This window comes from Anaerozeibacter quisquiliarum (assembly GCF_051162045.1).
Lineage (GTDB): Bacteria > Bacillota > Clostridia > Christensenellales > Aristaeellaceae > Anaerozeibacter > Anaerozeibacter quisquiliarum.
In genome coordinates this window covers 15,679-33,003 of record NZ_JBISDI010000012.1, presented here as the reverse complement: position 1 = coordinate 33,003, position 17,325 = coordinate 15,679, and the positions used below count along the sequence as shown (strand labels likewise).

Genomic DNA, 17,325 nt, shown 5'->3' with positions numbered 1-17,325 from the left:
ATAATGTGATCCCGAAAGCGGCAATTTATGTCTGAGCGGAGGATTGACCGATGTTTACGGCGGACATGCGGACGCTCACCGAGCTGGTGCGCTCGGTCAAGGCGATCGTGATGGATGAGCGAAACGTGACTCAGCGCGAGGAGAAGGGCGCGTTTGACTATGTGACGATGGTCGACCTCGAGGTGCAAAAGCACATCTCGGGCGCGCTGACAAAGCTGTACCCCGATTGTCAGTTCATGGGCGAGGAAGGGCAGCACCTGTCGCTCGACCTCGATCGCCCCACCTGGATCCTCGACCCCATCGACGGCACCACCAACCTGATCCATCATCACCCGCAATGCGCCGTGGCGCTGGCGCTGATGGTCCGCCGCGAGATCGCGCTGGGCATCATATACAGCCCCTTTACCGACCAGCTGTTCACCGCCGAGCGCGGCAAGGGTGCGTTTCTGAACAACCGGCCGATCCGCGTTTCGCAGATCCGGTCGCTCTCCGGCAGCCTGGTCTCGGTGGGCACCACGCCCTACCACAAGCAGTACGCGCGCTCCGACTTCGCCGTCATGGCCGACATATTTCAGCGCTGTCAGGACATCCGCCGCGGCGGCTCGGCCGCGCTCGACATCGCCTCGGTCGCGATGGGCATCGCCGATTGCTTCTACGAGCGCATCCTTATGCCCTGGGACTACGCCGCCGCCAAGGTGCTGCTCGAAGAAGCCGCGGCAAGATGACCGATTGCCAGGGCGATCCGCTCCCCCTCGGCCTGCCCAGTTCATGCCTGGCCTCGAATGGGCTGGTGCATGAGGAGATGCTGGGTTTTACGGAGCGGATATGCGCGCTTCCCGCTTGACAGCCTCGCCCGCGGGTGGGATAATATCTCATTGTGGGGAGGGATGTCGATGGACGCCAAGGATGCGATCATCTTTCAGCAGCTCGACGTGATCCGGCAGATGACCGAGCGCAATTTGCGGCGCGTGGGGGACGATTTTTGGGGCGCGCCCCGGTCGCCGGTTGATGATGCCGCGCCGCCTTCGGGCGGCGCGCGCGATGTGTCCGATGGGCCGGGCCCGGGATCGGCGCCGCAACAGGCAGCCGCCGGCACGGCGGACGCGGGCGAAAAGACTGCGCCCCCGCCCGAGGACATTGAGGATCTCAAGCAAGAGCTCGACGGCTACATCGGCCTGGCCCGCGTCAAGCGCGAGGTCAGCGACCTGATTAATTTGATGTCGGTGTACAAGCTGCGCAAGGCCCACGAGCTGCCCACGGTGGATATGTCGCTGCACATGGTGTTCTCGGGCAATCCGGGTACCGGCAAGACGATGATTGCGCGGCTGATGGCGCGCGTGTACCGCAGCCTCGGCTTCCTTGAAAAGGGGCAGCTCGTTGAGGTTGACCGGTCGGGGCTGGTGGCGGGTTACGTCGGCCAGACCGCGATCAAGACCGGCGAGGTGGTGGACAAGGCGATGAACGGCGTGCTGTTCATCGACGAGGCCTACGCGCTGACGCAGCGCCGCGGCGAGAACGACTTCGGCCAGGAGGCGGTGGACACGCTGCTCAAGGCGATGGAGGACCACCGCGATGAGTTGATCGTGATCGCAGCCGGCTACGACGAGCTGATGCAGGGCTTCATCCGCTCCAACCCCGGGCTCACCTCGCGCTTCAACCGCTTCATCCACTTTGAGGACTACACCGTGGATGAGATGGCGCAAATCTTTGAGATGCAATGCAAAAAGGGCTGCTACACGCTGGACGACGAGGCCAAGGCGGCGGTGCGCGCATACATCGAAGCCGAAAGCGCCGACTCGGGAAATTTCGGCAACGCGCGCGGCGTGCGGAATCTCTTTGAAAAGGTGCTGGTCAACCAGGCCAACCGGTTATCGGCGCTTTCTTCGGTCGACCGTGAACAGCTGATGGCGCTCACAGCAGATGACGTTCGGGCCGCGCGCGACGCGGACGCGCCGAACCCGGAGGACGACATGTCTGAGGGCATGCAGGCGCTCAAGGCGCAGTTGGACGCGCTCGATAAAAAGTCTTGAGATTACCAAGGAGTCAAATGATGAACAGAATAGGATTTGACAACGCGAAATACCTCGAAATGCAGTCCGCGCGCATTCGCGAGCGCATCGACCAATTCGGGGGCAAGCTGTACCTGGAATTCGGCGGCAAGCTGTTCGACGACCACCATGCCTCGCGCGTGCTGCCCGGCTTCGAGCCCGACAGCAAGGTGAACATGTTGAAGCAGCTCAGCGATCAGGCCGAGATCGTGATCGTAATCAACGCGGCCGATATCGAGAAGAACAAGGTGCGCGGCGACCTCGGCATCACCTACGACCTGGACGTGCTGCGCCTGATCGACGCGTTCCGCGACGAGGACCTGTATGTGGGCAGCGTGGTGATGACCCGCTACGCCGGCCAGCCGTCGGCCGAGCAATTCCAGCATCGGCTGGAAGCGCTGGGCGTCAAGGTGTACCGCCACTATTCGATCGCAGGCTATCCCTCCGACATCGAGCGCATCGTGTCGGACGAGGGCTATGGCCGCAACGAGTACATCGAAACCAGCCGCTCGCTGGTGGTGGTGACCGCGCCCGGCCCCGGCAGTGGCAAGATGGCCACCTGCTTAAGTCAGCTCTACCACGAGCACAAGCGCGGCGTGCAGGCGGGTTATGCCAAGTTTGAAACCTTCCCGATCTGGAATCTCAAACTGCGCCATCCGGTCAACATCGCCTACGAGGCGGCCACCGCCGACCTCAGCGACGTCAACATGCTCGACCCGTTCCACCTGGAGGCCTACGGCATCAAGACGGTCAACTATAACCGCGACGTCGAGATCTTCCCGGTGGTCAACGCGATGTTCACGCGCATCTGGGGCGAATCGCCCTACAAATCGCCCACCGACATGGGCGTCAACATGGTGGGCTACTGCATCGTGGACGACGAGGCGGTGTCAGACGCCGCCAACCAGGAGATCATCCGGCGCTACTACGCCGCGCAGTGCGCGCGCCGCCAGGGCAACGGCCCCGCCGAGGTGGTCGACAAATTAAGGCTGATTATGCACCAGGCGGGCCTGAGCGAAAACGACCGGCCGGTGGTCGCCGCGGCGCTCGAAAAGGAACGGGCGTTAGGCGGCGAGCCCGCGACCGCGATTGAACTGCCCGACGGCACCATTTTGACCGGCAAGACCTCGCTGCTCATGGGCTCGACCTCGGCCGCGCTGCTCGACGCGCTCAAGTACCTGGCCGGGATTGAGGATGGATTGCACCTGATCTCCCCCGAGGTGATCGAACCGATCCAGGACCTCAAGGTCAACCACCTGGGCAACCATAACCCCCGGCTGCACACCGACGAAATCCTGATCGCGCTGTCGATCTGCGCGGTCAACGACGAGACCGCCGAACGCGCGATGCGCGCGATGGACGGTCTCAAGGGCTGCGAGGCCCACGCCTCGGTGATCCTGTCGTCGGTCGACGAGCGCGTGCTGCGCAACCTCAAGATCAATTTGACCTGCGAGCCGAAGTATCAGACGCAGAAGCTATATCACAAGTAAGGACTGCGCGTAAAGGGTGCCCCCCATTCCCCTCCTTGGCGGGGTGCCCGCAGGCGGGGTGGTGAACCCGTTACTCGTACCGCAAAATCCGGAGCCATGTGACCGTTTTCTCAGGTCATACGCTCCGGCTTTTCTTCTGCCATGAGGGGAATGGGCCGGGCCTGCCGCTGCGGGCATTATCCGCCGCTACTCCAGTTTCTCCAAGTCGATCTTTGAATCCTTCCGCGCCTTTCTGTAGATCACGAAGCGCGCGCCGATGACCTGGACGGGCTCGGCGTGTACGCGCTCGCACAGGGCGGCGCAGGCTTCGCGGGCGTCCATGGGCGCGCCGCGCTGAACGGAGACCTTGATAAGCTCGCGCGCCTCGAGCGCGTCCCACGCCTGCTTTGCGAGGTTGTCGGTGATGCCGTCCTTGCCGATGTAGAGCACGGTGTCGATGGGGTTGGCCATGGCGCGCAGCGCCGCGCGTTGCTTGGTGGTCATATGTATGCCTCCATCAATTCGCCGGGGTACTCCCCCGGGAGGTTTGGAGGGCCGCGGCCCTCCATGTTCAATCATAGGTGCTGGCTCTGCCAGTGCCTGTGGATTCCGACAAAGGGCGCGCTTGCCCTCACTCAATTCGCAATGGTCGCCCCACGCCATTCGGCGTGGATGCTCGCTTGCTCATTGGGCTGGCGCCCTCCCTTCCTCGCCCACCGGGCGCGGTCGGGTGCGCCCCGACTCGGAATCAATTCTGCCAGCCGGATTGCACCCGGAAAATCCTGCAGGATTTTCAGCAATCCGGTTCCCGTTCCCCAACTCACGCGCATATGACCGCAGTCAGATGCGCGTGACTCAATCTACGAAATCAAATTCCATTTCGCCGATCGCCACGGTGCTGCCCTCGCCCGCGCCGGCCTCGCGCAGCGCGTCGATCACGCCCCAGCGCCTGAGGCAGCGGTGGAAGTAGTTGAGCGACTGCTCGTCTCCAAAGTTGACCGAGGCGACCAGGTAGTCGATCGACGCGCCGGACAGGCGGTAGATGTCGCCGTCCTTTTCTACGGTGAACGGCGTCTCGGGCAGTTCCTCGAGCAGTTCCTCCTCGTAGAACGGCTCGGCGGGCGGGAGCGCCTTGAGTCGCTCGACGATGGCGCGCAGCAGCGGCGCGAAGCCCTGACGCGTGGCCGCCGACACGGCAAACACCGGGATGCCCGTGCCGGCAAGCTTCTCGCGCAGGCGCGCAAGATGCCCTTCGGCGTCCGGCAGGTCGGTCTTGTTGGCGGCGACCAGCATGGGCCGCTCGGCCAGGTCGCCGTATTGTGTAAGCTCCTGCTGGATGGCGTCGAAGTCCTCGAGCGGGTCGCGGCCCTCGCTGCCCGCGATGTCGAGCACGTGCACGAGCAGGCGCGTGCGCTCGATGTGACGCAGGAACGCGTGCCCCAGCCCCACGCCCTGACTCGCACCCTCCACCAGACCGGGGATGTCGGCCATGACGAAGCTGTCCTCATCCTGACGGACGATGCCGAGGTTGGGCTTAAGCGTCGTAAAGTGGTAGTTGGCGATCTTGGGCCGCGCCGCGGTGACCGTCGACAGGATCGTCGATTTGCCCACGTTCGGGAAGCCCACCAGGCCCACGTCGGCGATCGACTTGAGCTCGAGTGTCAGACTGCGCGGCTCGGTCACCTCGCCGGGCTTGGCGAAGGCGGGCGCCTGGCGCGTCGGGGTGGCGAAGCGGGCGTTGCCCCAGCCGCCGTTGCCGCCGCGCAGCAGCACGCGGTCCTCGCCGTTCTCATGCATATCGAGCAGCACCTTGCCGCTTAATTCGTCCTTGACCACGGTGCCCACCGGCACCTCGATCACCACGTCCGCGCCCGACCTGCCCTTGCAGCGCCCGGCTGCGCCGTTCGCGCCGGGTTCGGCCGTGAACTTGGCTCTAAACCGGAAGTCCATCAGCGTATTCATGCGCTCGCTGGCGACGAAGCGCACGTCGCCGCCGCGCCCGCCGTCGCCGCCGTCCGGCCCGCCGGCCTGCACGTATTTCTCGCGGTGGAACGACACGCAGCCGTCGCCGCCGTCGCCCGCCTTGCAGCTGATCTTCACCACATCCACAAAAAGCGCCATAGGGGTCTCCTTACATTGATTCAATCACTCGTTAGTGTTCTCGAGCGCGGCATAGTGCATGCACACGCCGGTCAGCGGGCAGCGCTCGCAGGCTGGGGAACGCGCCGCGCAGCAGCGGCGGCCGTGCCAAATCAGCAGGTGATGCGCGTGCGACCAGCGCGCGCGCGGGAGCACTTCCTTGAGCGCCCGTTCGGTCTTTTCGGGGGTGGATTCGCTGACCAGCCCGATCCGGTTGGCCACGCGGAATACGTGGGTGTCAACCGGGATCTGGTCGTCGCCGAACGCGGCCAGCAGCACCACGCCCGCCGTCTTCTGACCCACACCTGGCAGCTTCATCAGCTGCTCGCGCGTCGCGGGTACCTGTCCGTCATATTCCTCGACCAGCACGCGGCAGGCGGCCGCGATGTTCTTGGCCTTCGTGCGGTACAGCCCGCAGGCCTTAATCAGCGGCTCAAGCTGCTCGGGCGAGAGCTTCGCCATGGCATGCGCATCCGGATAGTCCCTAAACAGCGGCCCGGTCACCATGTTGACGCGCTTGTCGGTGCACTGCGCCGACAAGATGGTGGCGATCAGCGTCTCGAAGGGATTGGAGAAATGAAGCTCGGCGCGCGCCTCGGGATACAGCGCTTCCAGCACGTCCAGCACAAACCCAACGTCCATCGCCCAACCCCCCATACTTTTGTATAGAATGCCCAAGTTTTATTATACCAGCGCCCCGCGCCTCTGCCAACGCCCGGCGTGTTATTTTTGCTGGGAGCCGTCGGCCGACCGTCGGCCGACGGTCGGCTAACAGCGCGCCAGCACGCTCAGGCGGGGTCTCCCGCCGCCTCTCCGATCCACTTGGTAGAGCCCGATCAAATTGCCGGGGCGGGTGCGGGCGAATATCTGCTGAACCTGCGCCGCGTCCTCAATGTTGAAGCGCACCGACAGGCCGCAGCCCACCGCCACGTCGCGGGGCGTGGATATGATGTCGGCGCGCAGCCCGGCCCGACGCAGCGCGCCCTCAAAGATCATGACCTGCTGGCGCGACCGGAACGCCGCGATGCCAAATACTTCGTCCATGGCTGGCCTTCCCTTCCTCTGGGTATTGCGCGGCGCATACCCGAAAGCGCGCGCCCGTATATTGTACGGCGCAGGCCCTATGCGGGTGAGAGTTCCGGCCGAGGAGGGAAGTACGATGGACATCTATCTCGACAACGCGGCGACCAGCCACCCCAAGCCCCAGGCGGTACTCATGGCGGTTACGCGGGCGATGACCGAGCTCAACGCCAACCCCGGGCGCTCGGGCCATGCCCGCGCGCTGCGCGGCGCCGGGGTCCTGGTCGACTGTCGGGAGGCATTGGCAAAGCTGATCGGGGCGGGCGATCCCACCGACGTGGCGTTCGCGTTCAACTGCACCGACGCGCTCAACCTTGCGATCAAGGGCAGCCTCTCGCACGGCGACCATGTGGTGACCACCGTGCTCGAGCACAACTCGGTGCTGCGGCCGCTGATGACCTTACAGGATCAGGGTATCGTCGAAGTAACATTGGTTGCGCCCGATCCCGACGGATTCGTATCGCCCGAGGCCATCGCTGCCGAGATCAGGGGTAACACGCGCCTCGCGGTAATCAGCCATGCCAGCAATGTCATCGGCGCCGTTCAACCGGTGGCGGCGATCGGGCAGCTGCTGCGCAGGCACGGCATCAACTACCTGATCGACGGCGCACAGGCGCTGGGCATCCAGCCGGTGGACGTCGAGGCGCTCGGCTGCGACCTGTACGCGTTTCCGGGGCACAAGGGGCTGCTCGGCCCGCAGGGCACGGGCGGACTGTTTATCCGCAAGGGACTGGCGCTTACCACGCTGCGCGAAGGCGGCACCGGATCGAGCTCGGATTCGATGCGCCAGCCGGGCGAACGGCCGGAGCGCTACGAGAGCGGCACGGTCAATCTGCACGGGATTGCGGGGCTTCATGCGGGTGCGCGATACGTGCTGGACAACTCTCTCACGCTGCGCGCGCACGAACGGGCGCTGACCGACCAGTTGATGCGCGGCCTTCGGGCCATCGAGGGGGTGACGGTGTACGGCAGTCCCGATCCACGCAACCGGGTGGGCGTGGTGAGCTTCAACATCTCGGACCTGTCCTCCGGCGCGGTGGCCGACGCGCTGGACGCCCTGGGTTTTGCGGTACGCGGCGGGCTGCACTGCGCACCCGGGACGCATGGGTGGCTAAACACGCTCACGCGCGGCGCGGTGCGCGCCAGCGTCGGCCATGCCAACACCGCGAAGGAAATCGATCAATTCCTCGAATCGGTCACAACCATCGCACGCAGGGGATTGTAGCATACATGTAGCATACACGCAGCACGACCGGGCGTGCCGCCGCGCATTCTCCATGCGCTTGGCGGCACGTCCGATTTTGCCGATGCGGTCAAGCGATGCGCAGCCCGGTTTCATCCGCCGACCGGGCGCGGTCGGACGACAAGCGCCGCCCTCCCCCGAGAAAGTGACCGCGCTCGCCGGATGATTGACGAGATGAAGTGGCGCGAAGCGCGATACGACAAGTGGTCTGACAACCGCGGGCGTTGCCAGACCACTGATTTTGCAAAATGCGAATCGACCTATTTTACCACCGGATACCCGGCGCCCAGCCAGCCGGAGCCGCTTTCCTTGCCCATGCCGCCGCTCAGGTTGTAGGAATCGTAGCCCAGCAGGCGCAGGATGGCCGAGGTCTGCGAGGCGGTCTGGCCCGAGTAGCAGTAGACGATGATCTTCTTGTCCTTGGGCAGCTGGTCGAAGTTCTTCTCCATGCCCGCGCCGAACGGGTTGTTCGCAGCGCCCTCGATGTGGCCTTCGGCGTAGTCGGCCGCCTGGCGCACCGAGTAGATGCAGTAGTCGTCGAGCTCGGCGTCCATGACCTCCTTAAGGCTTTCGGGGGAGAAGTTGTTGTTGGCGAACGCGGTGCCGGCCTTCGAGGTCACGTCCTCAAAATACTTGGTGACCGCGGCCTGAACGTCCGGATCGACGTCGTAGCGCTCGCCTGGCAACACCGCCTCCTCGGTGGTCACGTACTTCTCATAGCCTTCGACGGCCTTGATGCCGTTGTTGAAGCCGCTCTGGATATTGGTGGCGAACTTGCCGGCCACGTTTAAAAGCGCCGTGGTCTGCGACGAGGTCTGGCCGGTGTAGCAGTAGATGTACAGCGGGATGTCGTCCGGGATCTCACTCAGGCGCTCGGCGATCGTCATGCCGTAGGGCACGTTGACCGCGCCCTTGAGATGCCCCTCGGCGTAGGCGTCGCTTTGGCGAACGTCGAGGATCAGCATCTCCTCGCCCGCGTCGATCTTGGCGAACAGGTCGGGCACCTTAATCATGTAGCGCGCGCCGTCGAAGTCGGCGAAGTAGGCCATGGCCCGCTCCGCAACCACCGGGGCCGCCTCGGCCAGCACGGGGGCGGCGAGGGCGAACAGCATCGTCAGGCACAGGGCGAGGGACAGGGTTTTTTTCATGTCGGGTTCCTCCTCTATTGTCGTTTGTTGCTAAAAGTTACACGTCAAGACGCGTCCTTCTTGCCGGGGGCGACCGCGCCCTCGGGCCGGTCGATCGGGTTGTTCGGGTTTTGCGACCACTCGAGGTAGGCGCCGTCGTAGATGCGCAAATTGCGGTAGCCGGCGTCGTACAGCCTGAGGAACACCGGCGCGGCGCGCATCGAGGTCTGGCAGTAGACGATCACGTCGTTCTCAGGGCGAATGCCGGCGTTCAGGTAGTTGATGCGCGTGGTCTCGGTGGTCTTGAAGGCGCCGTCCTTTGCGAAGTTGTCGGCGAAGTCCCAGACGACCGACGAGGGCACCTTGCCGCTTTCCAGGTATTCGGCCTGGGTGCGCACATCGAGCAGCACGGTGCTCTTTTGCGGCTCGTTCACCTGGCCCTGCACGTCCTGCATCGTGGCCAGCCAGCGCTCGTCCTTGTCTTGGGCGACGTATTCCACCGTCTTGGGCTCGGGTACGCGATCGGTCAGCGCGATGCCGGCTGATTTGATGGCCTCTATGCCGCCGTCGACTACCCGCACGTTTTGGTTGCCGTACATCAGCATCGTCCAGAACAGCCGCGCGGCGTTCATCTTGTTGGCGTCGTAGGCCACCACCACGGTGTCGCCCGCGATGCCGTTCGCGCCGAGCAGCTTTTGCAGCTTGTTCTTGGAGGTCAGCATGTTCTTGACGGGCACATTGATGACGATGTCCTCCTGGGCGATGTGCACCGCGCCCTCGACGTGGCCCGCCGCGTAGCCTTCGGCGTCCTGCATGTCCACGATCACCACGCCGTCCGCACCGATGTACTTGGTCAGGGCCGACGCCGGGATAATCACCTGATCGCTCTCTTCGTACTTGGAGGCGTTGCAGCCGGCCAGCGCACAGGCGACGGCCGCCAGCAGCACAAGCGCCGCGGCCCGCTTCCACCCTCTGTTTGACGTCATTGCTTTCATCACTCCTTTACCTATTATACTGGATGCGCGTTTGTTAATGTAATAACGTTGTCTTATGCACCATACCGCTTTTTAATGCCGCGCGCGGCGATGCGGGCGGGCGTGGTATAATGAAAATGGAAGGGGGGCGTTTCCATGCGTGAGCAAAAGCGGGCGCGGGCGTGGCTGACCTTAATGCTGGCCGCGTTCTTCGCGCTCAATCTGCCGTCCCTGACGCGCTTCCCGCTCGTCCACTCCGACGAGGCCTGGCTTGCCGGTCTGACGCGGCACATGATGGCGAAGGGATCGTTTGGCGTAACCGAGCCGTTCTTCGACCTCAAGCCGCGCTACCCCCACGCGATCAAGCTGCTGTTCCACCTGATGCAAATGCCGTTTTTGTCGGCGTTTGGCCATGGCGCATGGTCGGTGCGGCTGCTGTCGCTGCTGGGCGGCGTGCTGGCGCTGGTTGTGTTTTTTCGCTGCTGCCTGCGCATGGCTCCGTTCCCGCTGGCGCTCGGCTCGACGGCGTTGTGCGCGCTCAGCGGACAATTCCTGTTCGCGGCGCGCACCGCCCGGCAGGAGATCCTGCTGCTGTGCGCGCTGCTGACGCTGACGCTCGTGCTGCTCGAGGGAAAAGGCGCGGTCGGCGCGCGACGCGCGGCTGTGCTCGGCGCGCTGACCGGCCTCGCGGCGGGCCTGCACCCCAACAGCCTGTTGTTGGCGCTGGGCGTGGGGCTGGCGTTTATCGGACTGATGCTCGCCGGACGGCGGGGCCTTTTAAAGCCGCTGGTAATCTACATCACGGTGACCGGCGCGATTGCGCTGTGCTTTGTGGCGCTGAGCTTCGCGTTCGACCGCCAGTTCCCCGCGCACTATCGGATGTACGGCGAGGCCGAGTTCGGGTTGAGCGCGCCTTTTTGGGAGAAAGCGCGCGAGTTCCCCCTGTACCTTGAAAAGCTATGGCACGGCGTCAGCGGCACCTACCTGCTGCCGAGCCTCAAGGCGCAGCTGATCCTGATCCCGCCGCTGCTGATCTGGGCGGCGGTTCGGGCGATCAGGACCCGCGCGGCCGAGCTTATCATCCTGCTCGGCATGATCGGCGGGGCAGTATCGGGCACCATCATAATCGGCCGGTACAACCAGTTGAGCGCCTCGCTGTGGATGCTGCCGTGCCTGCTGCTGATTCCATGGTTGATGAAAGACTTACCGCTGCGCAGATGGGCTTTGATCCTGTTGGCGGGCGCGTTCGCCCTCTCCTCCGCCTGCTCGATCGCGCCGATGCTTACCTGGCGGTACGAGGACTATCTGCGTCAGGCGGCGGCGTTCGTGCAGCCGGGCGAAAAGGCGCTTGCCAACCTGAGCCTGGGGTTCCATTTCGACGACGGCGCGCTGCTCGACCTGCGCAACCTCAGCTTCCTCAAGGAGCATGACCTGTCGTTCGCCGATTACGTGCGCACGCGCGGCGTCCGGGTGATCCTCTGGCCCGAGGAGATGGACTTCATCTACAGCCGTCGGCCCGCCTGGAACATGATCTACGGCAATCCGCGCTACACCCCGGAAGCGGAGGCCTTCTTCGCCGAGCATTGCACGCTGCTTGGGACGTTCGAAAACGGCGGCTACGCCGTGCGCATCGCGCAGGAAGTCGGCAAGCCCTACCGCGTCAGGGTATATCGCGTGAAAGACTGATCCGTTCGGCCAGCACGCGCTTAAGTCCCGGCTCGCCGCACTCGTACAGCCGCTCGATGCCGCGGCGTTCGGGCGTCATCAGCGCGACGCGCGGTGCGAGCCCGAGCGCCTCCTCGATGTCGTGGGTGACGAACACCGCCGCCGCGCCGGAAGCGCGCAGCAAGGCGCGCAGCGCGTCCCTCGCCTGCGCGCGGGAATGCACGTCGAGGCTGGAAAACGGCTCGTCGAGCAGCAGCGCCTTGGGCGCGATCGCCATGGCGCGGGCCAGCGCGCCGCGCTGCTTCATGCCGCCGGACAGCCGGCTCGGGTACTTGTCGCCGGCGTCGCCCAGACCCATCTCATGGAGGCAACGCGCGGCGCGCGCTCGGGCCGCCCCGCGCGCAAGCTCCGGCCGGGTCCTTTTCAGCGCGTACAGGATGTTCTGCGTAAGCGTCAGCCAGGGAAACAGCTGGTCGAGGCCCTGAAACACCATCAGCCGATCCGCGTCGGGGCCGCTCACCGGCTGACCTTCGACCAGCACCGCCCCGCTGTCGGGCGCGAGCAGCCCGGAAAGCAGCTTGAGCAGCGTGGTCTTGCCGCAGCCCGACCGGCCCAGCACCGCCAGCACCTCGCCGCCCTTAACCGACAGGCTGACCTCGCGAAGCACCGCCTGGTCGCCGTAGGCCTTGCATAGCCGCTGCGCCCTCAACTCCACGATTGCTCTTCCTCCCACTTGCGCAGCGTGCGCGCTTCCAGCCGTTCAAACAGCAGCCCCTCCACCGCCATGCCCACCGCGGCCACCGCGATGATGCCGGCGAACAGAGCGGCCGTGTTCATCATGGCGCGGTGCTTGAAGATGAACCACCCCAGCCCTCCGTGCGGGCCGATCGCACCGAACACCATCTCGGCGCTGATCAGCGCGCGCCAGGCGCGCGCCCAGCTGATGCGCAGCCCCGACAGCACCTGCGAAAGGGCGGCGGGCAGCAGGATCTCGAGCGCGATGCGCGCCGGGCTCATGGCATAGTTGCGGCCAATGTCCGCGTAGTTGGTCGGCGCGCCGCGCATGCCCGTGAGGATGCTCGCGTAGAGCGGCCACAGGCAGGCGTGCACGATTACGAAGGTCACCGCGCCCGCGCCGGTGCCGAACCAGATCACGATCAGCGGCATGATCGCCATGCCCGGCAGCGGGTGCATAAGGGCGGACAGCGCGTCGAACACCCGATCCAGGAACGGCGATTGCCGCGCGGCCACGGCCATGAAAAGCGACAGCGCAACACTGATGAACAGCCCCAGCCCGATCACGCCGAGCGACGTAAGCGTCTGCGCGGCCAGCGCGCCCTGCAAAAGGTCGCGCCAAAACGCCTGCGCCACCTGAGCGGGCGAGGGCAGCAGCATCGGCGGCAGCCCCGAAAACCGCGCCGCCGCCGCCCACAGCACGATGAGCGCCGCCGCGACCGTCAGCCGGCTGACCCAGCGCCTGCGATAGAACATCTGCTTGAAACTCACGGCGCCGCCTCCGCCTCGGGAAAGGCGTATTCGTCCCGGCCCGGCGCGCGGCCGATCAGCCCGAGCGCCGCCATCTCACGCGCCAGCGCGTCCACGCCATGAAGCGCCATGCCGTAGATCGTGCCCCCCTCGCTCATGTCGCGCAGCAGCATGTCGGGATCGACGCCGTAGACCGGGGCCAGCGCTTGCGCCGCGGCGGGCAAGTCGTCATTCAATATGCCGATGGCCTCGCCGAGACAGGCTCGAAAGGCGTCGTACACCGGACGCTTTTGCTCGTACAGATCATTCATCGCCACGCCGCAGATGAAGCTGAACGGCCCGCCCATCAGTTGTTCGCCGGTCAGAATCTTTCGCATGCCGGCGGCGACTTCCAAGCTCGAATAGGGCGGCGTCGCGATGTGCAGCGCCACCTCCCCTCCGGCCAACATGGCGCTCATGGCGTCGGGGTGGCTGAGTGTCGCCAACCTCGCGTCGAACGCCGCCGGGTCGCCCATTTCCGCGCGGGCGGCCATGCACAGCAGGATGTATTGGGTGCTGCCCGGCCCCAGCACGGCGATGCGGTCGGATGGCTTCAAGTCGCGCAGCGAACGCACGTAGTCGCGGCTCGTCACGAAGGCCACCTCGTTGGCCGATAGCGCGCCGAACGAGCGCCAGTCCATGCCGGCGTCCACCCCGATCAACATGGGCCCGATGCCCATGAAGCCGATGTCGATGTCCCCCGACAGCATCCCCTCGCGCATGGCGGCGGGGCCGCCCAGCTGCACCCACTCGACGCGCATGCCGGGCAGCGCCGCCTCCAGCAGGCCGCGCTGCTTCATGATCGTAAGCGGAGCGTAGGCGATGCCGAACTGCTCGGCCACCCGCAGCGTGCGCCCGTCATTGCGCCCGCAGCCTCCGAGTGTCAGCATCAACGCCATCAGGCAGAGTGCGCTCAATATCCTCTTAGTCATCTGGCATTGCTTCTCCGTCGTAGGTCCTGCGCAGGACCAGGTTTTTCCCGCGCGCATCGGTCACGCGCAACGTTCGGTACAGCCGCTCCACCCGCGTTGCCATGTCGCCCCGATCGGTCGCCAGCACGCAATGGCCAAAGCGGGCCAGCGCGTTTTCCATCGGCGGCGGCGCGCTGCCGCGCGCGTAGTTGTAGCCGGCCAGCAGCACGCCGGGCAGCGCGGTCAGCTCGGCCAGCGGCGTCATATCCGCGATCGCCGCGCCCGGCTGCAAGAACAGCATCTGCACCGACACCTGCCGGCCTGCGCGCGCGGTCGGGCTTTCGAGCGCCGAAAGGTCGGGCTCGCGCCCGAGCGCCAGGCCGAGCGCCGCGCCCAGAATATCGAAGCCGGTCGCATAGGGGATGAACGCGTCCTCAAAGGCTCCGCCGATCCGGCAGGCCGCTTCGTTGACGACAATGCCCGCTTCGCCGATCAGCATCTGAATGTACAGCGGCCCGGCCATGACCCCAAGCGCGCGCGCCGTGCGCTCGGCGATTGCGTGGATCTCCGCCGCGCGGCGGGCGTGCACGCTCGGATAGCGATGCGCGGCGCACACGCCGATGTGCACCGGGTCATCCATCAGCTGCCGGTCGGTCAGCGTCAGCGGGTACACCTTGCCCCGCCACACAAAGCAGGACAGCGTCACCTCGTCCGACGGGTAAAAGCGCTCGACCAGCGCCTCGTCCCGCCGGGAAAAGGACAGGGTTTCGCTCAGGCGCGCGACCGCCTCCTGCGCGCCGCCTACCTTGAACACCCCGCGCTGGCCCTGGGCATCGAGCGGCTTGATGACCAAGGGCGGCGCGAGGTGATGAAGGCCCTCGGCCCTTTGTCCCGCGCGCAGGAAGGCGAAGGGCGCATGGGGCACGCCTGCGCGCACGAAGGCCCGCTTCATCGCGCGCTTATCGGTGGCGCGCAGCGCCGTCTCGACCGATATGGGACAGGGCAGCGTCAAGGCCTCGGCCACCTTGGCGGCGGTGTAGACCGGCTGGTCGGTACCCAGCGTGAACACGGCGTCCACCCGGTGTTTCCGCGCGGCCCGTATGCAGGCCGGGATGTCAAACGTACTCTCGCGCACGTGTACGTCGCACAGTTCGGCCGCGGGCGGGCGCTCGTAGTAGTCGACCAGCACCACCCGATGCCCCTCGTCCTTCGCACGGCGCGCGGCGCTTTGTTGGGCGTTCGCCCCGCCCAGCAGCATTATGGTTGCCATAGCCCGCCCCTTTCCCGGCGCGCCCTGCCGCCGAACATCCGCCCAATTTCCGTGTAATGCGTAAACAGATCGAGGTACAGCCGGGCCAGCTTGCCCGGCGTATAGGATGTCGCACACGCCGGCCCCTGCTCATACAAAAAGCTGTCGGTTCGGGGCCGCAGCCGGAACGCGGCCGCCGACAGGTAGATGAAGCCGTCGGGTTCGGGCGTCAGGCGGGCGGCCAGCGACCCGGTCATCGCCCGGTAGGCCCCGACCCGTACGCCGCGAGGCTTATTCGTGCAAAGCGCGAACAGCGCGTCGCGCAGCAGCGCGCCCCCTTTCCGCCACCAGGGACCCGCGCGCCGGACGGACACGGCGTAGCACAGCTCGGCCCCCGCATTCAGCCGCGCGAGCAGCTCGTCGATCAGGGCCACCGGGTGCGCTCCGTCGTCGTCCATCGTAATGATCGCGTCGCAGCCGGCGAGCGCGCGCAGGCCCTCATACAGCGCCCGTTGCTGACCCACATTGCGCTCCATGAGCAGCGCGGTCACGCTGTCATGCCGCTCGGCCAGCCGAAGCACCGCCGAGCGGCCGCCGCCGGCGTCGTCCACGAGCGCGATGCGCATGTCGAGACCCCGCGCCCCGGCGAACCCAAGCAGCCCGTCCACGATGCCCCCGATCGCATCCCGCCCCCCGAACACCGGGATCGCGACGCCCACAGTCATGCGCGCACCGCCTCGAGCAGCCGCTCGGCAACGCCATACGCCTGATCCTCGCTCATGCGCTCGTGGATGGGCAGGCGCAAAAGCGTCTCATAGGCGCGTCGGCTCTCGGGCAGGTCGTCCGGCCGGTAGCCCAGCGCCGCGCCCATCGGCGAGAGGTGCAGCGGCACGTAGTGGGTCAGCGCCTCGATGCCCTGCGCGCCGAGCAGCGCCCGGACACGGTCGCGTTCTTCGCCGCTCCGGAAGCGCACGTAGTACATATGGCCGTTGACCGCGCGCCCCTCGGGCACCGCCATCGGCTGAATCAGCCCCCGCTCGGCGGCGGCGCGAAACGCCGCGTCATAGGCGCGGTGCACACGCAGCCGCTTTGCGATGGTCTCGTCCCTGCGAACCAGTTGGGGATAGAGTGCCGCCGCGCTCAGCTCGCTCATGCGCATGCTCTCCCCCAGCCCCTGCCAGGCGTAGCACAGGCAGTCGCCCCGCAGGAACGCCTCGCGGTTGGTGCCGTTGTCGCGGTACAGCGCCGCCGCCTCGGCGTCCTCAGGTCCGTAGACCAGCGCCCCGCCCTCGCCGCAGGCGAACACCTTGGTGGCGTGGAAGCTGTAACAGCCGAAGCGCCCGATCCCGCCCAGGTGCCGCCCGTTCAGCGTCGCGCCCACGGCCTGCGCCGCGTCCTCGATTAAAGTCAACCCATGCGCGCGGCACAATGCGCCCAGCCGCTCCATGTCGGCGGCCACCGCGGCGTAGTGCACCGCGATGACCGCGCGGGTCCGGGGCGTGATCCGCCGCTCGACATCGGGGACAGACAGGTTTTGTGTGGCCGGGTCGATATCGCACAGCACCGGCGTCGCGCCCGCGAGCAGCGCTGCGTTGCCCGCTGCGGGAAAGTTGTAGGAGGGCAATATAACCTCATCGCCCGGCCCCACGGGCGCGAGGCGGCAGGCCATGCCGAGCGCCGCCGTGCAGCTCGGGGTCGGCATCAGGTGCGCGACGCCCAGCGAGCCGGTGAACAGCCGCTCGAGCGCGGTCGTATAGTGCCCGCCGGAGAACAGCCCCCGAACGGCGGCGTCCTGCACGGCCTGAGCGACGTCCGCATCCGGTGCTCCGGGGTAGAAGATCATGCTTGTTCCGCCTTCCGGTGTGTGATACAATGCATTCAGTAAGGGGGAATGGC

The 17,325-nt window shown here is 66.0% G+C and carries 17 protein-coding genes; 5 read left to right on the top strand and 12 right to left on the bottom strand.

Features of this window, described 5'->3' with window-relative positions:
- Nucleotides 1–50: 50 nt before the first annotated feature.
- From ACH6CV_RS07045 to ACH6CV_RS07035, 3 genes are all read left to right on the top strand, one after another.
- Nucleotides 51–725, top strand: a complete 675-nt coding sequence (locus tag ACH6CV_RS07045) for an inositol monophosphatase family protein (RefSeq protein WP_456357474.1) — start codon at nucleotides 51–53, stop codon at nucleotides 723–725.
- A gap of 168 nt (nucleotides 726–893) precedes the next feature.
- A complete protein-coding gene (locus ACH6CV_RS07040; protein WP_456357473.1) occupies nucleotides 894–2,030 on the top strand; it encodes an AAA family ATPase in 1,137 nt (378 codons plus the stop codon).
- A gap of 20 nt (nucleotides 2,031–2,050) precedes the next feature.
- Nucleotides 2,051–3,538, top strand: coding sequence for a DUF1846 domain-containing protein (locus tag ACH6CV_RS07035; protein ID WP_456357472.1), 1,488 nt, complete (start codon nucleotides 2,051–2,053; stop codon nucleotides 3,536–3,538).
- Between the two features lie 186 nt (nucleotides 3,539–3,724).
- Here the strand turns inward: ACH6CV_RS07035 and ACH6CV_RS07030 are convergent, their stop codons facing one another.
- The 4 genes from ACH6CV_RS07030 to ACH6CV_RS07015 form a co-directional block, all read right to left on the bottom strand.
- Nucleotides 3,725–4,021: a YhbY family RNA-binding protein gene (locus ACH6CV_RS07030; RefSeq protein WP_456357471.1), complete on the bottom strand. Its 297-nt coding sequence runs from the start codon at nucleotides 4,019–4,021 to the stop codon at nucleotides 3,725–3,727.
- 351 nt (nucleotides 4,022–4,372) lie between these two features.
- Nucleotides 4,373–5,638 (bottom strand): GTPase ObgE, encoded by a 1,266-nt coding sequence (gene obgE, locus ACH6CV_RS07025; protein WP_456357470.1) that lies wholly within the window; start codon nucleotides 5,636–5,638, stop codon nucleotides 4,373–4,375.
- 24 nt (nucleotides 5,639–5,662) lie between these two features.
- Nucleotides 5,663–6,298: an endonuclease III gene (gene nth, locus ACH6CV_RS07020; protein WP_456357469.1), complete on the bottom strand. Its 636-nt coding sequence runs from the start codon at nucleotides 6,296–6,298 to the stop codon at nucleotides 5,663–5,665.
- 126 nt (nucleotides 6,299–6,424) lie between these two features.
- Nucleotides 6,425–6,700: a DUF3343 domain-containing protein gene (locus ACH6CV_RS07015; protein ID WP_456357468.1), complete on the bottom strand. Its 276-nt coding sequence runs from the start codon at nucleotides 6,698–6,700 to the stop codon at nucleotides 6,425–6,427.
- A gap of 115 nt (nucleotides 6,701–6,815) precedes the next feature.
- Here ACH6CV_RS07015 and ACH6CV_RS07010 point away from each other — a divergent pair, with 115 nt between their 5' ends.
- On the top strand, nucleotides 6,816–7,961 hold the full coding sequence (locus ACH6CV_RS07010) for an aminotransferase class V-fold PLP-dependent enzyme (RefSeq protein WP_456357467.1): 1,146 nt from the start codon (nucleotides 6,816–6,818) through the stop codon (nucleotides 7,959–7,961).
- A 278-nt stretch (nucleotides 7,962–8,239) separates the two neighbouring features.
- Here ACH6CV_RS07010 and ACH6CV_RS07005 read toward each other — a convergent pair whose 3' ends face one another.
- Together ACH6CV_RS07005 and ACH6CV_RS07000 are read right to left on the bottom strand one after the other, a co-directional pair.
- Complete coding sequence (locus ACH6CV_RS07005) at nucleotides 8,240–9,127, bottom strand: rhodanese-like domain-containing protein (RefSeq protein ID WP_456357466.1); 888 nt, start codon at nucleotides 9,125–9,127, stop codon at nucleotides 8,240–8,242.
- A 44-nt stretch (nucleotides 9,128–9,171) separates the two neighbouring features.
- On the bottom strand, nucleotides 9,172–10,092 hold the full coding sequence (locus tag ACH6CV_RS07000; protein WP_456357465.1) for a sulfurtransferase: 921 nt from the start codon (nucleotides 10,090–10,092) through the stop codon (nucleotides 9,172–9,174).
- A 144-nt stretch (nucleotides 10,093–10,236) separates the two neighbouring features.
- Between ACH6CV_RS07000 and ACH6CV_RS06995 the strand changes: the two genes are divergently transcribed.
- Nucleotides 10,237–11,766: an ArnT family glycosyltransferase gene (locus ACH6CV_RS06995; RefSeq protein WP_456357464.1), complete on the top strand. Its 1,530-nt coding sequence runs from the start codon at nucleotides 10,237–10,239 to the stop codon at nucleotides 11,764–11,766.
- Here the strand turns inward: ACH6CV_RS06995 and ACH6CV_RS06990 are convergent.
- From ACH6CV_RS06990 to ACH6CV_RS06965, 6 genes are read right to left on the bottom strand one after another with little or no spacing between them, the layout of a single operon-like run.
- On the bottom strand, nucleotides 11,741–12,460 hold the full coding sequence (locus ACH6CV_RS06990) for an ATP-binding cassette domain-containing protein (protein ID WP_456357463.1): 720 nt from the start codon (nucleotides 12,458–12,460) through the stop codon (nucleotides 11,741–11,743). The two genes, ACH6CV_RS06995 and ACH6CV_RS06990, sit on opposite strands and share 26 nt — an antisense overlap.
- Nucleotides 12,451–13,251 (bottom strand): ABC transporter permease, encoded by an 801-nt coding sequence (locus ACH6CV_RS06985; protein WP_456357462.1) that lies wholly within the window; start codon nucleotides 13,249–13,251, stop codon nucleotides 12,451–12,453. The genes ACH6CV_RS06990 and ACH6CV_RS06985 overlap by 10 nt, the downstream gene beginning before the upstream one ends.
- The gene (locus ACH6CV_RS06980) at nucleotides 13,248–14,201 is read right to left on the bottom strand and encodes an ABC transporter substrate-binding protein (protein ID WP_456357461.1); all 954 of its coding nucleotides are present in this window, start codon (nucleotides 14,199–14,201) and stop codon (nucleotides 13,248–13,250) included. The genes ACH6CV_RS06985 and ACH6CV_RS06980 overlap by 4 nt, the downstream gene beginning before the upstream one ends.
- Entirely contained in the window at nucleotides 14,194–15,450 is a 1,257-nt protein-coding gene (locus tag ACH6CV_RS06975) for an ATP-grasp domain-containing protein (RefSeq protein WP_456357460.1), read from the bottom strand. The genes ACH6CV_RS06980 and ACH6CV_RS06975 overlap by 8 nt, the downstream gene beginning before the upstream one ends.
- On the bottom strand, nucleotides 15,438–16,154 hold the full coding sequence (locus ACH6CV_RS06970) for a glycosyltransferase (protein ID WP_456357459.1): 717 nt from the start codon (nucleotides 16,152–16,154) through the stop codon (nucleotides 15,438–15,440). The genes ACH6CV_RS06975 and ACH6CV_RS06970 overlap by 13 nt, the downstream gene beginning before the upstream one ends.
- Nucleotides 16,151–17,272: an aminotransferase class I/II-fold pyridoxal phosphate-dependent enzyme gene (locus ACH6CV_RS06965; protein ID WP_456357458.1), complete on the bottom strand. Its 1,122-nt coding sequence runs from the start codon at nucleotides 17,270–17,272 to the stop codon at nucleotides 16,151–16,153. The genes ACH6CV_RS06970 and ACH6CV_RS06965 overlap by 4 nt, the downstream gene beginning before the upstream one ends.
- Between the last annotated feature and the right edge of the window lie 53 nt (nucleotides 17,273–17,325).

What these genes read in the sequence shown, in the direction of transcription:
- ACH6CV_RS07045 (WP_456357474.1), top strand. Translation starts at nt 51, where the DNA reads ATGTTTACGGCGGACATGCGGACGCTCACCGAGCTGGTGCGCTCGGTC.
- ACH6CV_RS07040 (WP_456357473.1), top strand. Translation starts at nt 894, where the DNA reads ATGGACGCCAAGGATGCGATCATCTTTCAGCAGCTCGACGTGATCCGG.
- ACH6CV_RS07035 (WP_456357472.1), top strand. Translation starts at nt 2,051, where the DNA reads ATGAACAGAATAGGATTTGACAACGCGAAATACCTCGAAATGCAGTCC.
- ACH6CV_RS07030 (WP_456357471.1), bottom strand. Translation starts at nt 4,021, where the DNA reads ATGACCACCAAGCAACGCGCGGCGCTGCGCGCCATGGCCAACCCCATC.
- obgE (WP_456357470.1), bottom strand. Translation starts at nt 5,638, where the DNA reads ATGGCGCTTTTTGTGGATGTGGTGAAGATCAGCTGCAAGGCGGGCGAC.
- nth (WP_456357469.1), bottom strand. Translation starts at nt 6,298, where the DNA reads ATGGACGTTGGGTTTGTGCTGGACGTGCTGGAAGCGCTGTATCCCGAG.
- ACH6CV_RS07015 (WP_456357468.1), bottom strand. Translation starts at nt 6,700, where the DNA reads ATGGACGAAGTATTTGGCATCGCGGCGTTCCGGTCGCGCCAGCAGGTC.
- ACH6CV_RS07010 (WP_456357467.1), top strand. Translation starts at nt 6,816, where the DNA reads ATGGACATCTATCTCGACAACGCGGCGACCAGCCACCCCAAGCCCCAG.
- ACH6CV_RS07005 (WP_456357466.1), bottom strand. Translation starts at nt 9,127, where the DNA reads ATGAAAAAAACCCTGTCCCTCGCCCTGTGCCTGACGATGCTGTTCGCC.
- ACH6CV_RS07000 (WP_456357465.1), bottom strand. Translation starts at nt 10,092, where the DNA reads ATGACGTCAAACAGAGGGTGGAAGCGGGCCGCGGCGCTTGTGCTGCTG.
- ACH6CV_RS06995 (WP_456357464.1), top strand. Translation starts at nt 10,237, where the DNA reads ATGCGTGAGCAAAAGCGGGCGCGGGCGTGGCTGACCTTAATGCTGGCC.
- ACH6CV_RS06980 (WP_456357461.1), bottom strand. Translation starts at nt 14,201, where the DNA reads ATGACTAAGAGGATATTGAGCGCACTCTGCCTGATGGCGTTGATGCTG.
- ACH6CV_RS06975 (WP_456357460.1), bottom strand. Translation starts at nt 15,450, where the DNA reads ATGGCAACCATAATGCTGCTGGGCGGGGCGAACGCCCAACAAAGCGCC.
- ACH6CV_RS06970 (WP_456357459.1), bottom strand. Translation starts at nt 16,154, where the DNA reads ATGACTGTGGGCGTCGCGATCCCGGTGTTCGGGGGGCGGGATGCGATC.
- ACH6CV_RS06965 (WP_456357458.1), bottom strand. Translation starts at nt 17,272, where the DNA reads ATGATCTTCTACCCCGGAGCACCGGATGCGGACGTCGCTCAGGCCGTG.